Here is a 21,038-nt window from a genome sequence, read left to right on the forward strand (position 1 = left end):
TAGGGGTATTGGTAGGGGGAGGATTTAGATGCAGCAACCAACGAATGAGAAATTACATCGCACGATGAAGAGTAGACATTTATTTATGATCGCACTTGGTGGTGTAATCGGAACTGGTTTTTTCTTAGGTTCAGGTTACACTATTAATCAGGCTGGACCAGGGGGAGCCATCCTTTCATATTTAGTAGGCGGATTTATTATGTATTTAACAATGCTTTGTCTTGGAGAGTTAACGGTAGCTATGCCGGTTTCAGGATCTTTCCAAAAGTATGCAACGAAGTTTATTGGACCAGGAACGGGCTTTATGATTGGCTGGTTATATTGGCTTGGCTGGGCAGTAACAGTGGGGCTAGAATTAACGTCAATCGGTTTAATGATGAAAAGATGGTTTCCAAATGTTGATGTTTGGGTATGGTGCCTTGTATTCGGTGTTATTTTATATGCTTCAAACGCAATTTCGGCAAAAAGTTATGCTGAATTAGAATTTTGGTTTTCTAGTATTAAAGTAATTACAATCCTTGCATTTGTCGTTCTTGGTGGTAGTGCATTATTAGGATTTATATCATATGACGGAAAAGAAGCAGCACCTCTTTTCTCTAACTTTGTAAGCGATGGTGGGCTTTTCCCGAATGGACTAGCTGCCGTACTACTTACAATGATTACAGTTAACTTCTCATTCCAAGGAACAGAGTTAATCGGAATTGCAGCGGGAGAAAGTGAAAATCCAGAAAAAACAATTCCACGTGCGATCCGTAATACAGTATGGCGCATTATGTTATTCTTCATTTTAACAATGACGATTTTAGTAGGGTTAATTTCTTGGAAAGAAGCTGGCGTAATTGAAAGTCCATTCGTAGTCGTATTTGATAAAATCGGTATTCCGTATGCAGCTGATATTATGAATTTCGTTATTATTACAGCGTTACTATCTGTAGCGAATTCAGGATTATATGCGGCAACTCGTATACTATGGTCACTTGCAAATGAAGGAATGGCACCAAAGTCTTTCCAAAAAGTAAATAAACGTGGTATTCCAATTACAGCGTTAGTTGTAACAATTGCTGTAGCTGCTTTATCTTTATTAACAAGCTTCCTTGCAGAAGATACAGTATACATGTATTTATTATCGATAGCTGGTTTATCGGCTGTTTCAAGTTGGATCATTATTGCTCTATCGCAACTTCGCTTTAGAAGTCAGTATATAAAAGGCGGGGGAAAGTTAGAGGACTTAAAGTATAGAACACCACTATACCCGATTGTTCCAATTTTAGCTTTAATTACAAATAGCATCGTTGTTATTAGTTTAGCGTTTATTCCTGAACAAAGAATGGCGTTATACTGTGGTATTCCATTTATCATTTTCTGCTATATATATTATTATATTAGTAAGAAACGGCAGAAACCGATGAAAGTGGAGATGGAAAAAACAAATGAAACTAACAATCAAACACGATGATATAGAAGCAGATTTATCGTATGGTCAATTAGCGATTGGAAAAGAAAACGGTTATTCACCGTTACAATTACTCGTTTCTTCTATCGCAGGGTGTAGTGCAATTGTCTTTCGAACGATTTTAGAAAAGAAACGTATTCCATACGATACGTTTACAATCGAAACTGAAATTGGTAGAAGTGAAGCGTTATCGAAGCCAGTTGAAAGTGTTCATTTGCACTATAAAATTAAAGCAGAAAACATTACAGAAGAGCAGCTGGACAAGGCGCTGCAACTTGCAGTGAAAAATTGTACGATTGTTCAATCTGTAAAAGATAGTATAAAAGTTACGGAAACAATTGAACTAATAAAATGAAACATAAAAACGTGAGAATACGGCTCTCACGTTTTTATGTTTTTAATAAAGGAAGAAAGTATGATGGAATGTTTAGGTTGTAAATTAGCAAACGAAGAGGAAAAAATATATAAAATATATAAAGATGACTATGTAACTTGCTTTTTAGATCATGCGCCTTTCTACCCAGGACATACTTTAATTGTGCCAAAGCAACATGTTGTAGAAGTAGATGAATTAAATGATGTTGTAGCAAAATCCGTTATGGATGCTTCTAAGCTTATTGCAAAAGCGATTAAGATAGTATATAAACCTGACGGAGTTACAGTTTGTCAAAATGGTGGAGTATTTAACGAGTTAACACATTATCATATGCATGTCGTACCAAGATATAAAGAGCGTTCGTTTGCTGAGTTTTATATGGTACAACCGGGAGAAAAGAAGAATCATAACTTGGAAGAGACAAAGAATTTGTTAAAAGAAGCGATAGAGCAAATACTGCATATTGAAAAGGTGTAAAAGAATTTTTCTTAGAGATACAGTCAGGAAAATTCTAATATTAAAAAGCCCAATTTCTCAGTTACAATAGAGAAATTGGGCTTTTGTTTATTCTATTATTAAATTTTATCTATAAAAAGATTTTGCAGTGTCACAAAGTACAGTGCTCATTCGTTATATAGAGTGAAAGGAGGAATTATATGAAAGTTACAAACAACGATTATGAAAAGATGGAAGAGCTATATGAGTTGTATGAACAAAAGATTTATTATGTAGCGTATTCTATTTTAAATAATATTCAACAGGCTGAAGATGCGGTTCAAGAGACGTTTATTACTCTTTATAAGAACTTGGAAAAGCTCCATAGCTTGGCTACTCAAGAGCTTAAACGCTACATTTTGAGGGTCGCGAAAAACAAGGCGATTGATAGTTACCGGAAAAACAAACGACATGAAACATTTTTAGAAGAATATGAAAGAGAATCAACAGAAGCAGTAGATGAAAATATTGAAGAGTGGGAAAAACGTAAAATGTCTGAGGTTCAAATTGATGCATTGTTAAAAGAGTTAAATGAGTCTAATAGACAGGTGTTTAAGTACAGAGTCTTCTATAACTTAACGTATCAAGAAATTTCAAGTGTCATGGGGATAACGGAGGCAAATGTCCGCAAGAAGTTTGAACGCGCTCGAAAACGAGTCCAAAATATGATAGGAGGTATACAACATGACGAATTCAAAGAACTCCAAAGAAATATATGAACTTGCTGAAAAAATTGCTTTAGATGATTTTGATAAACTTGAAGAACAACATGAATTTTCACATACATATACGCGCAAAAAGAAATTGTTTATGGAGGAAATGAAGCTGCAAGATGGACAACCGCTGAAAAAGCGTAAAAGACATCGTATGTTAATCGCTGCTGCTTGCTTATTAATCGGCATGCCGACAACCGTTTTTGGAGCAGTAAAAGTCTATAATATGATCGTTCAAAAACAAAATTATGAAGTAAATATTTCAGTAACAAATAAGGACTCGAAAAAGGCTGATAAGTGGTATAAGCTGAAAATCGATAAATTACCAGAAAATATGGAAGCAATTGATGACTCTGCTATGAAATATTCCTTTAAAGATAACTACGCAATGGGTGGATTTTCATTCGTTCTTTGGAGAGTAGGAGGGAATTCAGATTTTCCAACTCTGTACTCGAAAAATTATGAAGAAAAAGAGATAAATGGTAAGAAGGCAGTAATTGTCCATAGAGAAAATGGTAATAAAGATTTAATGTTTAATAGAGTAATTTTTCTCTATTTTGAGGAAGAAGGAATTATGTTACAAAGTTATATTGGAAATGATATAAACGAAGAACAAATGATAGATGTGCTAGGGAGCATTTCACTTGATCCCACGTCAAAAGAAAAGTCATCATATATAAGCGATTATGATAAAAAGTATTTTAGCCAAGAAAGTAAAACAACTAAGGTAATTCCTTTGAAGAAGGATAGCAAACGACTATTTCATATAGGGCAAAAGGCTCCAGTAACGATATCTATGGATAACAGTCAAATTGAATATGTGATAGAAAAAGTTGAAGCCTTTGATTCAATCAAAGATTTTAAACAAGAGAACTTTAATGAAATGGGCTTAGGAATACTAAGCAGGAATCAAGCTTTGGATCAAGCTGGACAATTGATACCATATAGAAGAGATAAATATAAAATTGGAAATGGTAAAGATTCAATTGATCAATTAGTAGAATCAAAATTAATTCATCCTAAATTTGTCTACCTGACAACAAAAGTGAAAAATATAGGTAAACAGGCGACAGAAGAAATCTATATGACTCCATCTATAAAAGTTCTTGAAGATAAAGGAAATGCATGGCAGTATGCTGGGAAAGATGGAATCGCAGAAAAAAATATTATGACAGGCGAAGTTGATTATTTAGAACCTCACGGAGATGGAAAAAGTTTTTACAATATTGGCAGTATCACACCAGGAGAAACGGTAAAAGTTAATTTAGGTTATTTTGTAGATGAAGATAAACTAGACTCGATCTTCCTTGATGCTTTCAATTACAGAGGGATTGGTGACACTGAAAATATGAATTCGAAAAATCGTTGGTGGTTTGATATTCGTCAATAATAAAACAATAGGAACAACAGGACAAAGAAGCTGCTTATATTTAGCAGCTTCTTAGTCTTCATACATATGTAAAACTTCTTTCGCACGCATACGTAAACCATCTATCAATTCTATCGGTTCTAAAACTTTTGCATCTTTTCCGAGTCTATAAAATAAAGGGGTAATAAAATTGATTTCTCCTTTATCAATTGTTGAATGTATATATCCTGTCCCGTTTTCGTTTGTTACAACGAATTCTTCAAGGTAAGGCACGCTTTTACATTGGCGTACGCCTTCTGTTGACAGTAAAACATGTAACTGAGTAGGATTATGTACTACGTGAGAGTTAGAGGCAAACCACTCTTCTAAATTCATGAATGTATCTTCATTTTCTTCCGTTGATAATATAGAAAGAATACGATCGACGCGATACAGTAATGTTTTTTCTACATTAAAATCATAAGCAGGTAAATACCATAAACCATCATGCGCATATACACCGATAGGATGAACGTGTTTTGTTTTGATCCTTGATTTAGATTCGTATTGAAAGTGTAAATTTTTATTTTCAATAGCCGCTGTTAACACTTCGTTTAAAAGTGGTGTCTCAATTGTTCTTTTCGGATTCCAAAAGGCGATATAAGAACGTATTTTGTCAACTTTAGCTTTCGCATCATGTTGTAGGGAGCTATATAGTTTATGTGTAACGGAATTTATTTCTGTGTTAAAAGGCAAGTCTCTGTAGTAGCTTAAAGATTGAAAGGCAAAAAAGATAGAGACTGCTTCTTCTTCGGTAAATAAAATAGGTGGAATTACTCTATTCGTTAATACTTTATATCCTCCGTTGCGACCTTGTTCAGCGTAAATGGGTAATCCCATATCACTTAAATCTAAAATGTATCTATGGACAGTACGAACAGAAATATTAAATTCATCGGCTATTTCTTGAGCTGTAAATGCTTTTTTCGCAGAAGCAAATATAAGAATATCTAATAAGCGTTTAGCTTTTGACAAATGTATCACCTTTTTTCTTTTTAAACATGACATAAATTGTCGTGTTTTATTGTTAGTATATTGTTTACATCATAATGTTATCAAGATGAGGTATAAGGAGGAAAAAATATGTCACGTGAAATAGTTTTATTTATTGCGGCGAGCTTAGATGGATATATTGCGAAAGAAGATGATGATTTACAGTGGTTAATGGAAACCGAAGGAGAGGGAGATAACGGTTATACAGAAATGTACGAAACTATTGATACAATAATTATGGGAAAAAGAACGTATGATTATGTAGTAGAGCATATAGAACCATTCCCGTATTTAGATAAAAAATGTTATGTTTTTTCTAACTCAGAAAAAGGTTCAAACGAACACGTGGAGTTTGTAAATGAAGATGTAGTGGAGTTTACAAAAAGGTTAAAAGCACAAGAAGGATCTAAAATATGGATGGTCGGTGGAGGGAGTCTCTTAAGAGAGTTCTTTAAGAATAATCTAATTGATGAATATGTTGTTACGATTACACCTCACATATTAGGTTCTGGAGTTCCGTTATTTCAAGACAAGAACCCGGAAATTAATTTAACTTTAACGGATACGAAACGTTTTGGGCAATTTGTAAATTTATATTATAAAGTAAAGTGATAAAAAACACGACTATTGATGATAGTCGTGTTTCTTTATGGATGGTAATGAAATTATAAAGCAAGACCCATAATCGACTTCGCTCGTTACAGTAATATTTCCGCCGTGTAGTTCTACAATTTCTTTTACGATAGATAGTCCTAAACCAGTTCCGCCTGTAGCTCGTGTTCTCGCTTTATCAACTCGATAAAAACGATCGAAAATGTGAGGGAGGTCTTCAGGCGGAATACCTTCGCCTTCATCTTCAATTGTAATGAAAATACGTCTATGTTCTTCTGTAACAGAAATGTTTATATGAGAATGTTCTTTTGAATGCCTATAAGCGTTATTTAAAATGTTTATTATAACTTGTTCAAATCGCTGTTCATCTAAGTTTACTACCAGTGTAGGAGGACAAGAGAAAGAAACTTTAATGTACCTTTCTTTATACATAGCGTTAACTTTTTCGGCTATGCGAGTAAGGAAGGTGTGTAAATGTACTTCCTTTACTTGAATAGAAAAGTTATGTTGTTCCATTTGTGCAAGTGAAAATAAATCTTGAACTAAGTTTGTAATGTAATCAGACTCATCTTTTATAATAGATAAATATCGCAAACGTTGCTCAGGAGATGTGGTCTCTTTTAAAGCAATGTCAGCGTAACCTCTTACGTATGTTAATGGTGTTCGTAATTCGTGAGCAACACTTGCTAGAAATTCACTTCGCTCTGTTCTCATATAATGTAAATCATTTGCGAGCGTTTGAATAGATGATGCTAGTTCACCAATTTCATCATTTCGAGTAGTCGTTAATGAAACGGACAAATCGCCTTTACTCATTTTTTCAGTTGCATGTTTCATGTGTAACAATGGTTTTGTTAATAAACGTGATAATAGGAAAATTGTGATGACTGTGAGTAGAAACGTGATGGCGCCAGCAATAATGAATTGTTTCGTTAATCCATTTACCAACTTTTCAATGGATTTTGTTCCAAGAAACATATACACATACCCTTCATGTTTTCCAGCTACTATGATAGGACTAACTGTACATATATAATTAGATGTTTTCCAATGATTTTCTATAATCGCTCCGTTATGGTCTGTTCGAGTCTGCATGCTACTAATGTGATTTTTTATAGTCGTGTTTATTTCGTTAGATTTAGCTAGCACTTCTTTATTTGTATTTGTAATAACGACAGTTGTTTCAGCTTCAGATTCCATTAATGCTACGTGAGAGATGGTTTGCTCATCGTAATATTTTTCAAGTACATCTCGATGACTATTTCCTCGCTTTAATAAAGCTGTCATTTCTTCATTTACTCTAGTGTTTACGAGACTATAATAGAGCAAAATAAAGAGAACACTTTCAATTAAAAGTGTAACAATTAAAAAATAAAATCCGAATTGAATTGAAATTCGTTTCATCGTTTTGCCCCTTACTGTTCAGTATCAACCCATCGATAACCTACTCCATACACGGTTTTTAAATGATGATCAATAGGGAAATTTGCTTTTCGCAATTTATCACGTAAATTACGAATATGCGAATCGACTGTGCGATCTTCTGTATTTGTGTTTAATCCCCAAATTCGTTCGATGAGCTGATCACGGTTTAGTACGTAGTTCACATGGCGTAAAAATAATCCGAGTAAAGAAAATTCAATTGGTGTGAGAAGGAGTTCTTCACTATGGACAGAAACGAAGTGTTTTGTTTCATCCCATACAATACCGTGATATTGGATTTGTTTATGTTCATTTGTACGTCTTAAAACGGCTTCAATTCTTGCGAAAAGTTCTTCTTCATGGAAAGGTTTCGTTACGTAATCATCGGCTCCAAGTTTTAATCCTTGAACGACATCTACTGTTTGATCACGAGCTGTAACCATAATAATAGGAATGTTACTAAAAGATCGGATTTTTTTGCACGTTTCCCATCCGTCCATCTTTGGCATCATAATATCGAGTAAAACAAATTTAAAGTTTCGATTTTCTATATGTAAAATAGCTTCTTCTCCTGAAGTCGCACATACGCAGTTATATCCAATTGGGGTAAGATAAAGCGTTAATAATTCAAGCATTCTCGGTTCATCGTCTACGAGCAGTATATCAATCATAGAGAGCCCTCCATATTTATAATCGTTACTTAAAGTGTAATGCAAAATCATGAAGAAATGGTGCAGATTATGATGCGTCTGCATAATTTCTTCAGAATTGCTTGTTATTGTGGAGTTGAAATTACATTTTAGGTAATCATATTGGCTCAAAAATGATTAATACGGAGGCGGTATAGTGAAAAAAATGACCCGAATTTTTGGGATAACAATAATTACAGCAGTTGGTCTTGCTGCATGCGGACAAACGAATACAGACCATAAAAACCATGAATCTACAAAAGAGAAGAAAACAGAGCAAAAGGAAATGAAAATGAATCAGGAGGTAACGGCGCCAAAAGAAATGAACGAAGGTGCATCTAATGATTTATTAACGACAAGTCTAAAAAATGTGACGAGGTTAAATACAAATGACCCCCTAAAAATGGCAGTATTAACTTCGCAAACGATATGGCCAGCAACTCATAAGGAGAACCAGCCAGGTGCTGTTATTTTAGTACCAGCAAGCGAGTGGCAATTAGGTATTGCGAGTGCAGACCTTATTCATCATCCGAATAACGGGCCGATTTTATTTATAGAAAAAGAAAAGATACCGGAAATGACGTTAAAAGAAATAAAACGATTAAATCCAATCGGAACGAAAGACGGAACACAAATTATGGTGATGGGAGATGTAGGTACTAGCGCGCTTGAACAATTAAAAGGTTATAAAGTAAAACAAATAAAAGAAACGGACCCAGCTATATTTGCGAAGGATGTTGATAAGGAGTATGCCGATATAACAGGAAGCTACCCAAATAGTGTTATTATTGGTTCGTCTGCAGAAGAAGGCCGTTTATATACAACACCCGCTGTAAATTGGATTTCTCATATGCCGGAACCACTACTCTATACAGAAAAGAATAAAGTGCCAGAAGCGACAATAGAGGCATTAAAAATGAGAAAAGACAAAGCAAATATATATGTATTAGGGCCAGAAAAAATTGTTTCAAAAGAAGTGGAAAAAGAGCTGAGCAAATACGGGAAAGTAACGCGTATTAGTGGAGAGACTCCAACAGAAAATTCGGTTGCGTTTGCGAAATTTAAAGATGAAAAAACAAAATTTGGCTGGGGATTCACAAAACCTGGTCACGGTTTATCATTTGTTTCAAGCAAAACACCAGATTTAGCAGTTGCTGGGGCACCTTTTTCACATATGGGTAAACACGCACCTGTTGTCTTGTTAGAAGAAGGGAAAGCTTCACAACCAGTGTATGACTTCCTTGCAAGCATTCAGCCGAAGTTTAAAGATGATCCAACACTTGGACCATATAATCATGGCTTCTTATTAGGAAGTACGAGTGATATTTCATTTGAAACACAAGGAATACTAGATGAGAGGTTAGAAATTGTTCAGGAAAGTGGTCAAGGACACGGTGGACATTAATGAAATGAGCAAAGACGCTACTGATATAGCGTCTTTTTTTATTTTCCTCGACAAAATATGACAAAAAAGTTGTAACTGTTTCTGTTATGATAGTTTCGGAAATCTTACATTTTACATAATCGGAGGAAAAGAAATGTATAAAAAATTGGGTACTATTGCTTTAACAGGTGCACTTGCTTTTAGTTTATCTGCTTGTGGTGAAACTGAAGTTAAAGAAGTGAGTAAAAACGATGCTCCTAAACAGGCTGAAAAGAAAGATAAAAAGGAAAAAGCTGAAAGCAAGATTTATAAAATTGGAGATACGGTAGAAGTTAATGGCTTACAACTTACTTTCAGTTCAGCTAAATTCGTTGAGCCTAACGAATACGTAAAAGCTGAAAAAGGGAAAGTACTAGAAATCGCTTTTAATGCTAAAAATAATGGCAAAAAAGATATATATTTTGGAACTTCTGAATTAAAAATTGCTGATACTAACGGCAACCAATTCAAAGAGTACTTTGGTGGGGAAAATACGTTTATAAACGAAAATATTGCGCCAGGTAACCAAATTACAAACAAAATGTTATTTGATGTACCAGAAGGCGATAAGTTTGTTGGTACATTTAAACCTACATTTACATTTGACGAGAAATCAGTGAAATTTGAATTTGAAGTTGCTAAATAAGGAGAGATTAAAATGAAGAGAACAGCTGAATTTGTATTAGGTCTTATTGGAGGTATTTTTGGTATTATTTGTGCATTTGTTGCTTTATTGATCGGCGGTATGGGAGCTGCTTTTGAAGCTGATGGAGCGAATACTGTTATTGGTTTAGGTTGGGGAGCTGTGGCTCTATCAATCTTAGGAATTGTTGGATCCGTTATGGTAAGAAGTAAAGCGAAGGTTGGCGGTATTATGATGACTGTGGCTGCTATCGGTGGATTTATTTGTATTTCTATAATTTACTTATTACCAGGCGTATTATTATTAATCGGTGGGTTAATGGGCATATTCCGTAAGGATAAAGCAACTGTATCTGCATAAAATGAGCACTCGAAAGAGTGCTTTTACTAATTTCATTAAATTAGCATAAACTCCTCTAATCCTAAACCCTCAAAACTAAACCTCATATATGAAGTGGAAATATCTATAGAACTGTAAATGAATTTCCTTGGTAGCTAATATCTTGATCCTTGGACTATTCAATTAAATGAGCTGAATTACATGTGCATTTTGCATCCATCCAAACAAAGTTCTCTTCATTTGACATACGGTAGAATCCGAAATCATTGTACGATAAGTCAACAATAGGTAATAGTATATTTAAAGTCTTCCTGATATTCTCAGAAAAGAAGCTACGAAGGTAATATCTTTTTTAGGAAACTTTTACATAGTAAAAAATCTTCTACTCGTTATATAATAGCTTTCGTGCAGTCGGCTGATTTTCTTATGGAGAAAATCAAATGATAAAGGAGTAGAGGAGTGGTATTTTGTTTCAAACGATAAAAAATGATTGGTTTTCTAATTTGAGAGGGGACGTGTTATCAGGAATTGTCGTTGCTTTAGCATTAATTCCTGAAGCGATAGCCTTCTCTGTTATCGCTGGTGTGGATCCGACCGTTGGACTATACGCAGCCTTTTGTATTGCAGTTACCATTTCATTTGTTGGCGGAAGAACTGGGATGATTTCAGCTGCAACAGGTGCAATGGCATTATTAATGGTGACGCTCGTTAAAGATCATGGTTTGCAATATTTATTTGCTACAACAATATTAACAGGTATTGTCCAAATTATTTTTGGCGTGTTCAAACTGAGTTCATTTATGAAGTTTGTCCCTAAGTCAGTTATGAGTGGTTTTTTAAATGCCCTTGGAATTTTAGTTTTTACAGCGCAATTACCGCATTTTAAAAATGCAAATTGGAAAATGTATGCACTTGTCGCATTAGGTCTTGTAATTATATATGTATTTCCACGTGTTACGACGGCTGTCCCGTCTACACTGATTTCCATTATTATTGTGACGAGTATTGCACTTATGAGCGGATTACAGTTGAAAACAGTAGGGGATATGGGAAGCTTGCCGAAAGAATTACCATTCTTTAGCATTCCTGACGTGCCTTTTACAGTTGAGACATTAGGGATTATTTTACCGTATGCAGTTATGCTTGCAATTATCGGTTTACTAGAATCATTATTAACAGCTTCAGTTTTAGATGATATGACGCATACGGAAAGTAATAAGCATAAAGAGGCACGCGGTCAAGGGATCGCAAACATTGTTGCTGGTTTCTTCGGAGGAATGGCAGGTTGTGCAATGATCGGTCAATCTGTTATTAATATTAAATCAGGTGGACGAGGTCGCCTATCAACATTTGTAGCGGGCGGATTTTTAATCGTATTACTATTTGTTTTAGGAGATTATGTCGTTCATATTCCGATGGCAGCTTTAGTTGCAGTTATGATTATGGTTTCAATCGGAACGTTTGATTGGAACTCTGTAACAACAATTCATAAAGTACCAAAAGGAAACGCATTTGTTATGATCGTAACAGTTGTGATTGTCCTAATTACACATAATTTAGCATTAGGTGTAATTATCGGAACAGTAATTAGTGCGGTTTTATTTGCATTCAATATGGCAAAGATTCACGTGAAACATTTATATATTGAAAATAAGAAAATATACGAAATTCACGGTCAACTTTTTTTTGCATCTACAGCCGACTTTATAAATAATTTTTCATTTAATGAAGATGTAAAAGAAATCGAAATGAACTTTACTCATGCGCACGTATGGGATGATTCGGCAGTGGCATCAATTGATAAAGTTATCATGAAGTATGAACAAAGTGGTGTGAAAGTAACTATAACAGGATTAAATGAACGTAGTTCAAAACTTGTTGCAAATTTAGCTACTTATAATAAAAGAATTGCTAGTTAAAAGCCTCCTTTTTAGGGGGCTTTATTATATAATACGAATAGGATAACGAAAAGGGGATTCAGCATATGTACAAACAAATTATATTAGCATGTGACGGTTCTGAACATGCACTTCGAGCAGCGGAGCATGCAACCTATATTGCGAAATGTAGCGAAGAAACAAATGTTGAAGTTGTGTACGTAGTAGATAATAGAACGGCAAAATCAGATATTATACAAGGTCAAACAGATTTAGAAACAATATCGGCTAGTCGAAAAGATAAATTAAAAGAGATTGAAGGTTTATTAAAGAAAGAGAACATTTCTTATACAATTACGATATTACATGGTGATCCTGGAGATACAATTGTTCAATATGTAAATACAGGAGATATAGATCTTGTCATTGCTGGAAGTAGAGGGCTCAATACACTGCAAGAAATGGTGCTGGGAAGTGTAAGTCATAAAATAGCAAAGCGTGTGAAATGTCCAGTGATGATTGTAAAATGAAATAGAATGTAACGAAGACCTTAGTATAACTGAGGTCTTTTTTTATGTATAAATGACTCTTATTTGTGGAAATACTAGATATATAAGTTGAAAAGATGTTAACTTACAAATTTGTAAGTTAGTTGTTAGAGAAATCGATGTTATGAAATTTTTCCCATTGGTAAAATAAAAGTATCAAAGGGGAGATAGGGAGGATGGAAGCAATGAAATCATTTCAAAATTTGTCATATAGCCAAGGTGTCAGTCTTATTTGTTTAGGGGGATTTGCTGCATCTGTTACGTTAGCTGTTTTAATAAAGGTGTTTCATCAAATCTTTTAATCTTATAGTAGGGAAGGAATTGGTTGTTATCATTAGTAGGAACAGCAATGAAAATAAAAAATAGCTCTTAGCATGTATGTAAATGCTAAGAGCTATTTTTATGCTTGTTATATATTATTTAAGCTTGCTTTTGTTTTACTGACCCTGTATTTAAAGTAAGAGCAAGGAAGAACATTGCAAGTACACAAGATGCAAGTAATAAGATGAATCCGCCATCCCATCCGAATGCATCCACGATAAAGCCCATAGCTGCACTAGCGAAAGCGGCTCCGCCTAAGTAACCGAAGAATCCAGTTAAGCCTGCTGCAGTTCCAGCAGCTTTCTTTGGTGCTAAATCTAGAGCGTGTAGACCAATTAACATAACCGGTCCGTAAATTAAAAATCCAATTGCGACAAGTGCGATACTATCAACCATTGGATTACCAGGAGGGTTTAACCAGTAAACAAGAACTGCGATAAATACACCGACCATAAATAAAATACCAGCAGGTGCACGACGTCCTTTAAATAGTTTATCACTCATCCATCCGCAAAGAAGTGTACCTGGAATACCAGCCCATTCATATAGAGCGTAAGCAGTACGTGAGCTACTATGAGTAAAGCTTTTTTCTTCTACTAAATAAGTAGGAGCCCAGTCTACAACTCCGTAACGTACGAAATATACGAAAACGTTCGCAATAGCGATGTACCATAAAAACTTATTGTTTAATACGTATTTAAATAAAATTTCCTTTACTGAAAGCTCGCGTTCGCGATCTTTTACTTTTTCATCTGGTGGATATTCCCCAGTATGTTCTTCAATAGAAGGTAACCCACAAGATTGAGGCGTATCTTTCATCGTAATTAATACATAAATACCAACTAAAATTGAAAGAATACCTGGGAAGTAAAAAATACTTTTCCAGTCATCTGCGAAGAAGTATAAGCCTAATGTTACAAGTGAAGGCATAAGCGCTCCGCCAACATTATGAGCGACGTTCCAAATAGACATTTTTGTACCACGTTCGCTAATAGAGAACCAGTGAACCATCGTACGACCACAAGGAGGCCATCCCATACCTTGTACCCATCCATTTAAAAACTGAAGTACAAACATAAGTATAATGCTCGTTGTAATGAAAGAAAATGAGCCGAAAATAATATTAATGATACCTGATAAAAATAGCCCAGCTGCTAAAAAGTAGCGAGGATTACAACGATCGGATACGATACCCATAAGAAATTTACTTAATCCGTAAGCGATAGAAACTGCTGAAAGGATAACCCCAAGTTCCCCTTTACTAAAGCCTTGCTCGATTAAGTATGGCATTGCTAGTGAAAAGTTTTTTCGAACAAAGTAGTAACCTGCATAACCGATGAAGATACCTAAGAATACTTGTAAACGTAATTTACGGTATTCGCTATCAACGCGATCAGCTGGTAAGCGTTCCGCATGGGGCGCAGGTTTAAATAATTGTGTGAAAAACATAAAATGAAAATCCTCCCCTAATTAATTCGAAGCGTTTTAAGACAGAGAACATAAAAAGGCCATGAAATATAAAAAAGTTTCCTCTTTTATGATTCATAGCCGTGTACTCCGTTTCTCCGTGACTGTCAATATTAACTTCGTCGAAAATTATACAACTTTGTGACAAAAATGTAAACGTTTTTATGAATAAAAGTATTGACGGATTTTGTTCGTGGGATTAATATTTAAATACATTAAATATTTTATTGTTTAAATAAGAGGTGGATAACATGCCAAATGATATGACGCATATCGATAAAATTCAAGCTCTTGCCTTTTCGATTGGAAAGAAAATGCAGACGGAGTTATTAGAACAAATGCAAGCGACAGGACTTACACCACCGCAGTTTTATATTTTAAAGATTTTAGATCATTATGGGGCTTCAAGAGCGACAACATTAGCGAAAAAGATGTATGTGAAGCCTAGCGCGATTACAGTGATGATTGATCGTCTAATCGATCAAGAACTTGTAGAACGCTATCACGACAAAGATGACCGTCGCGTTGTCATCATCGAGTTAACAAAAAAGGGGAAAGCTAGAGTAGAAGAGGCAATGACAGCTCGTAACGAGCATATTGCAAAATACTTTTCACATTTAGAGTTGCAAGAAAGAGAAGATTTATTACGTCTCTTTGAGAAGTTAGAAACCATTATTTGCGGGACACAAGAGAAAAAAGAGAATAACTAAGAGGAATTGAGGAGATTACATGGAGCAACAAGAAAATCAAAATAGAAAGTTGTTGTTAATCGGTTTAATTATCGCGATGCTATTTGCTGCATTAGATGGAACAATTGTTGGTACAGCAATGCCACGTATCGTCGGTGACCTAGGTGGATTAAGTTTAATGACATGGTTAACAACAGCTTATATGTTAACATCAACGACAGTTGTACCAATTGCAGGTAAATTAGCGGATTTACTTGGTCGTCGTAACGTATATATAACAGGGCTAGTTATTTTCATGATTGGTTCGGCGTTATGTGGTATGGCAAATGGTATGACAGAATTAATTATTTTCCGTGGTATTCAAGGTCTTGGTGGCGGTATTATGATGCCAATGGCTATGATTATTATTGGAGATATGTTCACGGGGAAAGAACGTGCAAAATGGCAAGGTATTTTTGGTGCGTTATACGGCCTTGCTTCTGTAATTGGACCACAAGTTGGTGGTTGGATTGTAGATGCAGTGAACTGGAGATGGGTATTCTACATTAACTTACCGGTTGGTATTTTAGCAACAATCTTTATTGCAATGGGATTAAAATCGCATAAACAAACAGGACCAATTAAAATTGATATCGCTGGAATCTTTACGATGATTCTCGGTGTTGTAAGTTTATTACTTGCGCTAACGTTTGGCGGAAAAGATTATGCATGGGATTCTTGGCAAATTATCGGTTTATTTGCACTAGCTGTAATTGGTATCGTTAGCTTTGTTATCGTTGAAACGAAAGCTGAAGAGCCAATTTTACCAATGCATTTCTTTAAAAATCGCACATTTACAATACTGAATGCGATTGGATTCTTTATGAGTATTGGAATGTTCGGCGCGATTATGTTCGTACCATTCTTCATGCAAGGTATTGTAGGAGTAAGTGCTGCTGAATCAGGAACAATTATGACTCCAATGATGATTACAATGATTGTGATGAGTATTATCGGTGGGCAACTTGTATTAAAAGTTGGTGTAAAACCACAAATTATCGCAGGTATGCTTATTATGGCCGGTGGTTTCTGGTTATTAACAACGATGGATATGCACACAACGAAGCTTACAGCTACTTCTTATATGATGGTTATCGGTTTAGGAATGGGTCTTGTAATGCCGACATTAACATTAGCGTTACAAGAAAGCTTCCCGAAAAAAGACCTTGGTGTTGTAACATCATCAAGTCAGTTCTTCCGACAAATCGGTGGTACATTTGGTATTACAATTTTAGGATCAATTATGAATAACACTTCAGGTACGACATTAACAAAGAATTTAGTACCTGTATTAGATACATTCCCGAAAGAAGCGGGACAAATGGTAACGAAATTTAAAGATATGATTCACACAGATCCACAAGGTTTATATTCGATGCTATTTAGCCCAGAGGCATTAAAACAAATGCCAGAAGCGTTCGCTAACAGTATTGTACCTATTTTGAAAAACTCTTTAGTAGACTCGCTTCATACTGTATTCTTAACAGGATTAGTATTTATCGTAGTAGGTGCTATCTTTACGATTTTCTTACAAAAAATTAAATTATCAGATCGTAAAAAAGATGCTAAAGAGCCTGTTGTAGAAGAAAAAGAAAAAACTGTATCATACTCGTAATGAAGAAGCATCGCCTTATGGCGGTGCTTTTTTGAGTATAACCTTAAAAGCTTTTTAGTGAGAAATGATTGACGTATTTTTAGAAATACGTTATATTATTTTATGTAAACGGTTACATGAAATGAGGAGAAAAGAGAATGAGTACGATCAAAGACGTTGCGAAATTAGCGGGAGTATCTGTTGCGACCGTTTCCAGAGTTCTAAATAAAAATGGATATGTTCACGAAGATACATTAAAAAAGGTAGAACGTGCAATTGAGATGTTAGATTATAAGCCTAGTACAGTAGCGCGTTCACTGTATAATAAAAAGTCTCGTTTAATTGGCTTAGTTGTTCCAAATATCGTGAATCCATTCTTTCCGGAAGTTGCACGTGCCGTAGAAGATGTAGCACATAAACAAGGTTACACAGTTGTCCTTTGTAACTCTGATGAAAGTTTAGAAAAAGAGAAACAATATATTGATGTGCTTAGACAAAATAATGTAGATGGATTTATTGTAGCAACGAATCCACAAAATAGTGTTAATTACATGAATGTATCTGTTCCAGTTGTTGCGATTGACCGTATGTTTAATGAGCGTATTCCTACTGTATATGCAGATAACTATGCAGGAAGTCAGGCTGCGACAAAGTTGTTACTAGATAAAGGATGTAAACATATTGCACATATTCGCGGTCCACGTGATGTGAGTACTGCAAATGAACGCTTTGAAGGTTTTGTAGACGTTATTACGCAAAATAATCTTTCGTATATGATTGCAGAGAGTACGTTTGATCCAGCAAATAGTGAGCTTGTAGCGATGGAATTATTAGAAGAATACCCGCATATTGATGGTATTGTTGCTGGGAATGATTTAATTGCGATCGGTATTGTAAAGGCTGCACTTCAAAAGGGGATTGTCATTCCAAATGATTTACAAATTATCGGATTTGATGGCATTTCTTTAACGGAAATGATGTATCCATCTATTACAACAGTTGCACAACCGATATATGAAATGGGGAAAATTGCAACAGAGTTGTTGTTAGAGCAAATGGAAGGAAATACATTAGAAGAGAAACATTATCGTTTGCCGATTGAAATTATAGAACGAAATACAACAAAGTAAGGAGATGAAACAGATGCCAAATATTGCAGTAGTAGGGAGCATTTCAATGGACTTAGTGGCTGTTTCAAAAAAACGGCCGAAAGCAGGAGAAACAGTAATTGGTGAAGCGTTTCATACAATTCCAGGAGGGAAAGGAGCAAACCAAGCAGTTGCTGCAGCTAGATTAGGAGCAAATGTAGCAATGGTTGGAGCGGTAGGAAATGATGATTATGGAACAGTAGTTAGAAAAAATCTAGAGAACGAACGCATTTTTATCGATTATGTGGTACCGGTTACAGATAGAACGACAGGAATTGCTCATATCGTTTTAGCAGAAGAAGATAACAGTATTGTTGTCGTACAAGGGGCAAATGCTCTTGTAAATAAGTCAGTTGTAGATCGCTCCAAAGATCTTCTTGTAAAAGCGGATATGGTTGTTCTTCAACTAGAAATTCCACTTGAAACAGTAAAATATGTATTGGCTATTTGTGAGGAACATAATATTCCTGTTATGTTGAATCCAGCGCCAGCACAAGTTTTATCAGAAGGAATTTTAGAAAAGGCGACTTATATTACGCCAAATGAACATGAGTGCCGCATCGTATTAGATGATTTTACATCACCAATTGAAGATTTATTGGAGAAGTATCCCAATAAATTATTGATGACAGAAGGTTCTAACGGTGTTCGTTTCCATAATGGCACGGAGATTGTACATGTTCCTAGCATTGCTGTTGATGTAGTGGATACAACTGGAGCTGGTGATACATTTAATGGTGCGTTAGCAGTTGCACTTTCTGAAGGAGAGACACTTCAAAAAGCAATTCGTTTCGCGAATATTGCCGGTGGTCTTTCTGTAACGAAACTTGGGGCGCAAGGCGGCATGCCAACGAGAGATAAAGTACGTGAAGTGCAGGTGATTGTTGGATGAAGAAACACGGCGTATTAAACAGTGAGATTGCATCAATCCTTGCTTTACTTGGGCATACGGATACGATTGTAATTGCTGATTGCGGTTTACCAATTCCTGACGGAGTAAAAAGAATTGATTTAGCTGTTGAAATTGGAAAACCTAGCTTTTTAGATGTATTGCAAGTGGTAGCTGATGATATGGCAATCGAAAAAGTGACGTTAGCAGAAGAAGTTATTATAAATAATGCGGAAGTAAATAAAGAAATAGAGCAGAAATTAATAGAGCCAGCATTTGAGTATGTATCTCATGAGCAATTTAAAGAGCATACAAAGAAAGCGAAGGCGATTATTCGTACAGGCGAGGCTACGCCTTATGCAAATGTAATTTTACATGCAGGCGTGATTTTTTAATAAAGGGAAGTGATGGGAATGCATATTGAAATGAAAAACATTTCAAAGGCGTTCAATGGAAATCCTGTTTTGAAGAATGCACAGTTTATGATTGAAACAGGAGAAGTCCATGCATTGATGGGGGAAAATGGAGCGGGTAAATCAACGCTCATGAAGATTTTAACAGGTGTATACAAAAAAGATGGTGGGACAATCACGATCGATGGGCAAGAGCGCACCTTTAAAAATGCGAAAGAAGCTGAAGAGTACGGCATCGCATTTATACATCAAGAACTAAACATATTGCCGAATTTAACAGTAGCTGAAAATATGTTTCTCGGCAAAGAGTTAATGTATGGGAAAACAGGTATTTTACGCACTCGACAAATGAACGCGATTGCGCAGCAGCAACTAGCGGAGTTAGGGTTGCATGTAAGAGGCGCTATGTTAGCAGAGGAATTATCGGTTGGACAACAGCAAATTATCGAAATTGCGAAAGCATTAATGACAAACGCGAGCGTTATTATTATGGATGAACCTACTGCGGCACTGACGGATCGTGAAATCGAAACGCTCTTTACAGTAATCAATAAGTTACGTAAAGAAGGTGTTTCATTCGTGTACATTTCGCATCGTATGGAAGAGATTTTCTCAATATGTGATGCTATTACGATTTTGCGTGATGGAGAATTCGTCGGAAAGAGATTAATTCCAGAAACATCATTTGATGAAGTAGTGAGTATGATGGTGGGGCGCAGCATTGGTGAACGTTACCCAGAGCGAAATAGTCAAATTGGTGATGTCATTTTTGAAATGCGTAACGGAACGAAGAAAGGGAAATTTGAAAATGTTTCGTTTCAAGTGAGGAAAGGTGAAATCCTTGGTGTAGCTGGTTTGATGGGGGCTGGTCGCACTGATATTATGAAAGCGATATTTGGTTATGAACCTTTAGACTCTGGACAAATTTTTATAAATGGACAAGAAGTAAAGATTGATAGTCCAATAGATGCAATTAGACAAAGAATTGCTTTCATTACAGAAGATAGAAAGTCTGAAGGATTAGTGTTAGATTTTTCAATTCGAGAAAATTTAGCTTTACCAAATTTAGAAAGTCTTTCAAAGGGAAGTGTTCTAAGCAACGAGCTAGAACAACAGTTTACGGCGGATATGATGAAACTTCTTAATGTGAAAGCATCTAGCGGAGAGCAGGCAGTGAAATCTCTTTCTGGTGGAAATCAGCAAAAGGTTGTAATCGCAAAATGGCTAGGCATTCATCCGCAGTTACTCATTTTAGATGAACCAACAAGGGGTGTTGATGTTGGAGCGAAAAAAGAAATTTACTCTATTATGAATAAGCTTACGGAGCAAGGAGATGCCGTTATTATGGTATCATCTGAGCTTCCAGAAGTTTTAGGGATGAGTGATCGTGTTCTTGTTATTCATGAAGGAAAAGTAGGCGGAATTTTAGGGAAAGATGAGGCATCACAAGAGTCTATTATGGCACTAGCTACAGGGGGAGAGTAAGG

22 protein-coding genes are annotated in these 21,038 nt (G+C 35.6%); 18 read left to right on the forward strand and 4 right to left on the reverse strand.

The window, feature by feature from the left end; all coding sequences use genetic code 11:
* Positions 1–28: 28 nt before the first annotated feature.
* From AU379_RS26605 to AU379_RS26625, 5 genes are all read left to right on the forward strand, one after another.
* A complete protein-coding gene (locus AU379_RS26605; RefSeq protein ID WP_001187092.1) occupies positions 29–1,456 on the forward strand; it encodes an amino acid permease in 1,428 nt (475 codons plus the stop codon).
* Positions 1,431–1,808 (forward strand): OsmC family protein, encoded by a 378-nt coding sequence (locus AU379_RS26610; protein ID WP_016117157.1) that lies wholly within the window; start codon positions 1,431–1,433, stop codon positions 1,806–1,808. The genes AU379_RS26605 and AU379_RS26610 overlap by 26 nt, the downstream gene beginning before the upstream one ends.
* 63 nt (positions 1,809–1,871) lie before the next feature.
* On the forward strand, positions 1,872–2,306 hold the full coding sequence (locus tag AU379_RS26615) for an HIT family protein (protein WP_000388973.1): 435 nt from the start codon (positions 1,872–1,874) through the stop codon (positions 2,304–2,306).
* Positions 2,307–2,485: 179 nt separating this feature from the next.
* A complete protein-coding gene (locus AU379_RS26620) occupies positions 2,486–3,043 on the forward strand; it encodes an RNA polymerase sigma factor (protein WP_000869270.1) in 558 nt (185 codons plus the stop codon).
* Entirely contained in the window at positions 3,009–4,427 is a 1,419-nt protein-coding gene (locus AU379_RS26625) for a DUF4367 domain-containing protein (RefSeq protein ID WP_000185110.1), read from the forward strand. The genes AU379_RS26620 and AU379_RS26625 overlap by 35 nt, the downstream gene beginning before the upstream one ends.
* 51 nt (positions 4,428–4,478) lie before the next feature.
* Here the strand turns inward: AU379_RS26625 and AU379_RS26630 are convergent, their stop codons facing one another.
* Positions 4,479–5,453, reverse strand: a complete 975-nt coding sequence (locus tag AU379_RS26630; RefSeq protein ID WP_113710808.1) for a YafY family protein — start codon at positions 5,451–5,453, stop codon at positions 4,479–4,481.
* 75 nt (positions 5,454–5,528) lie between these two features.
* Here AU379_RS26630 and AU379_RS26635 point away from each other — a divergent pair, with 75 nt between their 5' ends.
* Positions 5,529–6,050, forward strand: a complete 522-nt coding sequence (locus AU379_RS26635) for a dihydrofolate reductase family protein (protein WP_000085764.1) — start codon at positions 5,529–5,531, stop codon at positions 6,048–6,050.
* 12 nt (positions 6,051–6,062) lie between these two features.
* Here AU379_RS26635 and AU379_RS26640 read toward each other — a convergent pair whose 3' ends face one another.
* Entirely contained in the window at positions 6,063–7,454 is a 1,392-nt protein-coding gene (locus AU379_RS26640; protein WP_044584134.1) for a HAMP domain-containing sensor histidine kinase, read from the reverse strand.
* Positions 7,455–7,465: 11 nt separating this feature from the next.
* A complete protein-coding gene (locus AU379_RS26645) occupies positions 7,466–8,143 on the reverse strand; it encodes a response regulator transcription factor (protein WP_000565484.1) in 678 nt (225 codons plus the stop codon).
* Positions 8,144–8,318: 175 nt separating this feature from the next.
* On the opposite strand from AU379_RS26645, the gene AU379_RS26650 reads away from it, so the two are divergent.
* The 6 genes from AU379_RS26650 to AU379_RS26675 all read left to right on the forward strand — a co-directional run bounded on the left by AU379_RS26650 (position 8,319) and on the right by AU379_RS26675 (position 13,293).
* On the forward strand, positions 8,319–9,566 hold the full coding sequence (locus tag AU379_RS26650) for a hypothetical protein (RefSeq protein WP_000738867.1): 1,248 nt from the start codon (positions 8,319–8,321) through the stop codon (positions 9,564–9,566).
* Between the two features lie 133 nt (positions 9,567–9,699).
* Positions 9,700–10,230, forward strand: coding sequence for a DUF4352 domain-containing protein (locus tag AU379_RS26655; protein WP_000277062.1), 531 nt, complete (start codon positions 9,700–9,702; stop codon positions 10,228–10,230).
* A 12-nt stretch (positions 10,231–10,242) separates the two neighbouring features.
* A complete protein-coding gene (locus AU379_RS26660) occupies positions 10,243–10,587 on the forward strand; it encodes a DUF4064 domain-containing protein (protein WP_000831286.1) in 345 nt (114 codons plus the stop codon).
* Between the two features lie 446 nt (positions 10,588–11,033).
* Complete coding sequence (locus tag AU379_RS26665; RefSeq protein ID WP_000487871.1) at positions 11,034–12,485, forward strand: SulP family inorganic anion transporter; 1,452 nt, start codon at positions 11,034–11,036, stop codon at positions 12,483–12,485.
* Positions 12,486–12,550: 65 nt separating this feature from the next.
* Complete coding sequence (locus AU379_RS26670; protein ID WP_000277999.1) at positions 12,551–12,973, forward strand: universal stress protein; 423 nt, start codon at positions 12,551–12,553, stop codon at positions 12,971–12,973.
* 203 nt (positions 12,974–13,176) lie between these two features.
* Complete coding sequence (locus tag AU379_RS26675; RefSeq protein WP_000834733.1) at positions 13,177–13,293, forward strand: DUF4027 family protein; 117 nt, start codon at positions 13,177–13,179, stop codon at positions 13,291–13,293.
* 118 nt (positions 13,294–13,411) lie between these two features.
* On the opposite strand, the gene glpT is transcribed toward AU379_RS26675, so the two are convergent.
* Entirely contained in the window at positions 13,412–14,761 is a 1,350-nt protein-coding gene (gene glpT, locus AU379_RS26680) for a glycerol-3-phosphate transporter (RefSeq protein WP_000466384.1), read from the reverse strand.
* A 269-nt stretch (positions 14,762–15,030) separates the two neighbouring features.
* On the opposite strand from glpT, the gene AU379_RS26685 reads away from it, so the two are divergent.
* The 6 genes from AU379_RS26685 to rbsA all read left to right on the forward strand — a co-directional run bounded on the left by AU379_RS26685 (position 15,031) and on the right by rbsA (position 21,036).
* Positions 15,031–15,489, forward strand: coding sequence for a MarR family transcriptional regulator (locus AU379_RS26685; protein WP_001132365.1), 459 nt, complete (start codon positions 15,031–15,033; stop codon positions 15,487–15,489).
* A gap of 19 nt (positions 15,490–15,508) precedes the next feature.
* Positions 15,509–17,122, forward strand: a complete 1,614-nt coding sequence (locus AU379_RS26690) for an MDR family MFS transporter (protein WP_000437641.1) — start codon at positions 15,509–15,511, stop codon at positions 17,120–17,122.
* Positions 17,123–17,259: 137 nt separating this feature from the next.
* Positions 17,260–18,231 (forward strand): ribose operon transcriptional repressor RbsR, encoded by a 972-nt coding sequence (rbsR, locus tag AU379_RS26695; protein WP_000104056.1) that lies wholly within the window; start codon positions 17,260–17,262, stop codon positions 18,229–18,231.
* A 13-nt stretch (positions 18,232–18,244) separates the two neighbouring features.
* A complete protein-coding gene (gene rbsK, locus AU379_RS26700; protein WP_061140057.1) occupies positions 18,245–19,141 on the forward strand; it encodes a ribokinase in 897 nt (298 codons plus the stop codon).
* On the forward strand, positions 19,138–19,533 hold the full coding sequence (gene rbsD / locus AU379_RS26705) for a D-ribose pyranase (RefSeq protein ID WP_000716154.1): 396 nt from the start codon (positions 19,138–19,140) through the stop codon (positions 19,531–19,533). The genes rbsK and rbsD overlap by 4 nt, the downstream gene beginning before the upstream one ends.
* A gap of 18 nt (positions 19,534–19,551) precedes the next feature.
* Positions 19,552–21,036, forward strand: a complete 1,485-nt coding sequence (rbsA, locus tag AU379_RS26710; protein ID WP_002100767.1) for a ribose ABC transporter ATP-binding protein RbsA — start codon at positions 19,552–19,554, stop codon at positions 21,034–21,036.
* The last annotated feature ends 2 nt before the right edge of the window (positions 21,037–21,038 follow it).

The organism is Bacillus sp. JH7 (assembly GCF_001563515.1).
In the GTDB taxonomy this organism is placed as follows: domain Bacteria; phylum Bacillota; class Bacilli; order Bacillales; family Bacillaceae_G; genus Bacillus_A; species Bacillus_A cereus.

Coding starts and splice junctions, on each gene's coding strand:
- AU379_RS26605 (WP_001187092.1), top strand. CDS start 29: ATGCAGCAACCAACGAATGAGAAATTACATCGCACGATGAAGAGTAGA.
- AU379_RS26610 (WP_016117157.1), top strand. CDS start 1,431: ATGAAACTAACAATCAAACACGATGATATAGAAGCAGATTTATCGTAT.
- AU379_RS26615 (WP_000388973.1), top strand. CDS start 1,872: ATGGAATGTTTAGGTTGTAAATTAGCAAACGAAGAGGAAAAAATATAT.
- AU379_RS26620 (WP_000869270.1), top strand. CDS start 2,486: ATGAAAGTTACAAACAACGATTATGAAAAGATGGAAGAGCTATATGAG.
- AU379_RS26625 (WP_000185110.1), top strand. CDS start 3,009: ATGACGAATTCAAAGAACTCCAAAGAAATATATGAACTTGCTGAAAAA.
- AU379_RS26630 (WP_113710808.1), bottom strand. CDS start 5,453: ATGTCATGTTTAAAAAGAAAAAAGGTGATACATTTGTCAAAAGCTAAA.
- AU379_RS26635 (WP_000085764.1), top strand. CDS start 5,529: ATGTCACGTGAAATAGTTTTATTTATTGCGGCGAGCTTAGATGGATAT.
- AU379_RS26640 (WP_044584134.1), bottom strand. CDS start 7,454: ATGAAACGAATTTCAATTCAATTCGGATTTTATTTTTTAATTGTTACA.
- AU379_RS26645 (WP_000565484.1), bottom strand. CDS start 8,143: ATGATTGATATACTGCTCGTAGACGATGAACCGAGAATGCTTGAATTA.
- AU379_RS26655 (WP_000277062.1), top strand. CDS start 9,700: ATGTATAAAAAATTGGGTACTATTGCTTTAACAGGTGCACTTGCTTTT.
- AU379_RS26660 (WP_000831286.1), top strand. CDS start 10,243: ATGAAGAGAACAGCTGAATTTGTATTAGGTCTTATTGGAGGTATTTTT.
- AU379_RS26670 (WP_000277999.1), top strand. CDS start 12,551: ATGTACAAACAAATTATATTAGCATGTGACGGTTCTGAACATGCACTT.
- AU379_RS26675 (WP_000834733.1), top strand. CDS start 13,177: ATGAAATCATTTCAAAATTTGTCATATAGCCAAGGTGTCAGTCTTATT.
- glpT (WP_000466384.1), bottom strand. CDS start 14,761: ATGTTTTTCACACAATTATTTAAACCTGCGCCCCATGCGGAACGCTTA.
- AU379_RS26685 (WP_001132365.1), top strand. CDS start 15,031: ATGCCAAATGATATGACGCATATCGATAAAATTCAAGCTCTTGCCTTT.
- AU379_RS26690 (WP_000437641.1), top strand. CDS start 15,509: ATGGAGCAACAAGAAAATCAAAATAGAAAGTTGTTGTTAATCGGTTTA.
- rbsR (WP_000104056.1), top strand. CDS start 17,260: ATGAGTACGATCAAAGACGTTGCGAAATTAGCGGGAGTATCTGTTGCG.
- rbsK (WP_061140057.1), top strand. CDS start 18,245: ATGCCAAATATTGCAGTAGTAGGGAGCATTTCAATGGACTTAGTGGCT.
- rbsD (WP_000716154.1), top strand. CDS start 19,138: ATGAAGAAACACGGCGTATTAAACAGTGAGATTGCATCAATCCTTGCT.
- rbsA (WP_002100767.1), top strand. CDS start 19,552: ATGCATATTGAAATGAAAAACATTTCAAAGGCGTTCAATGGAAATCCT.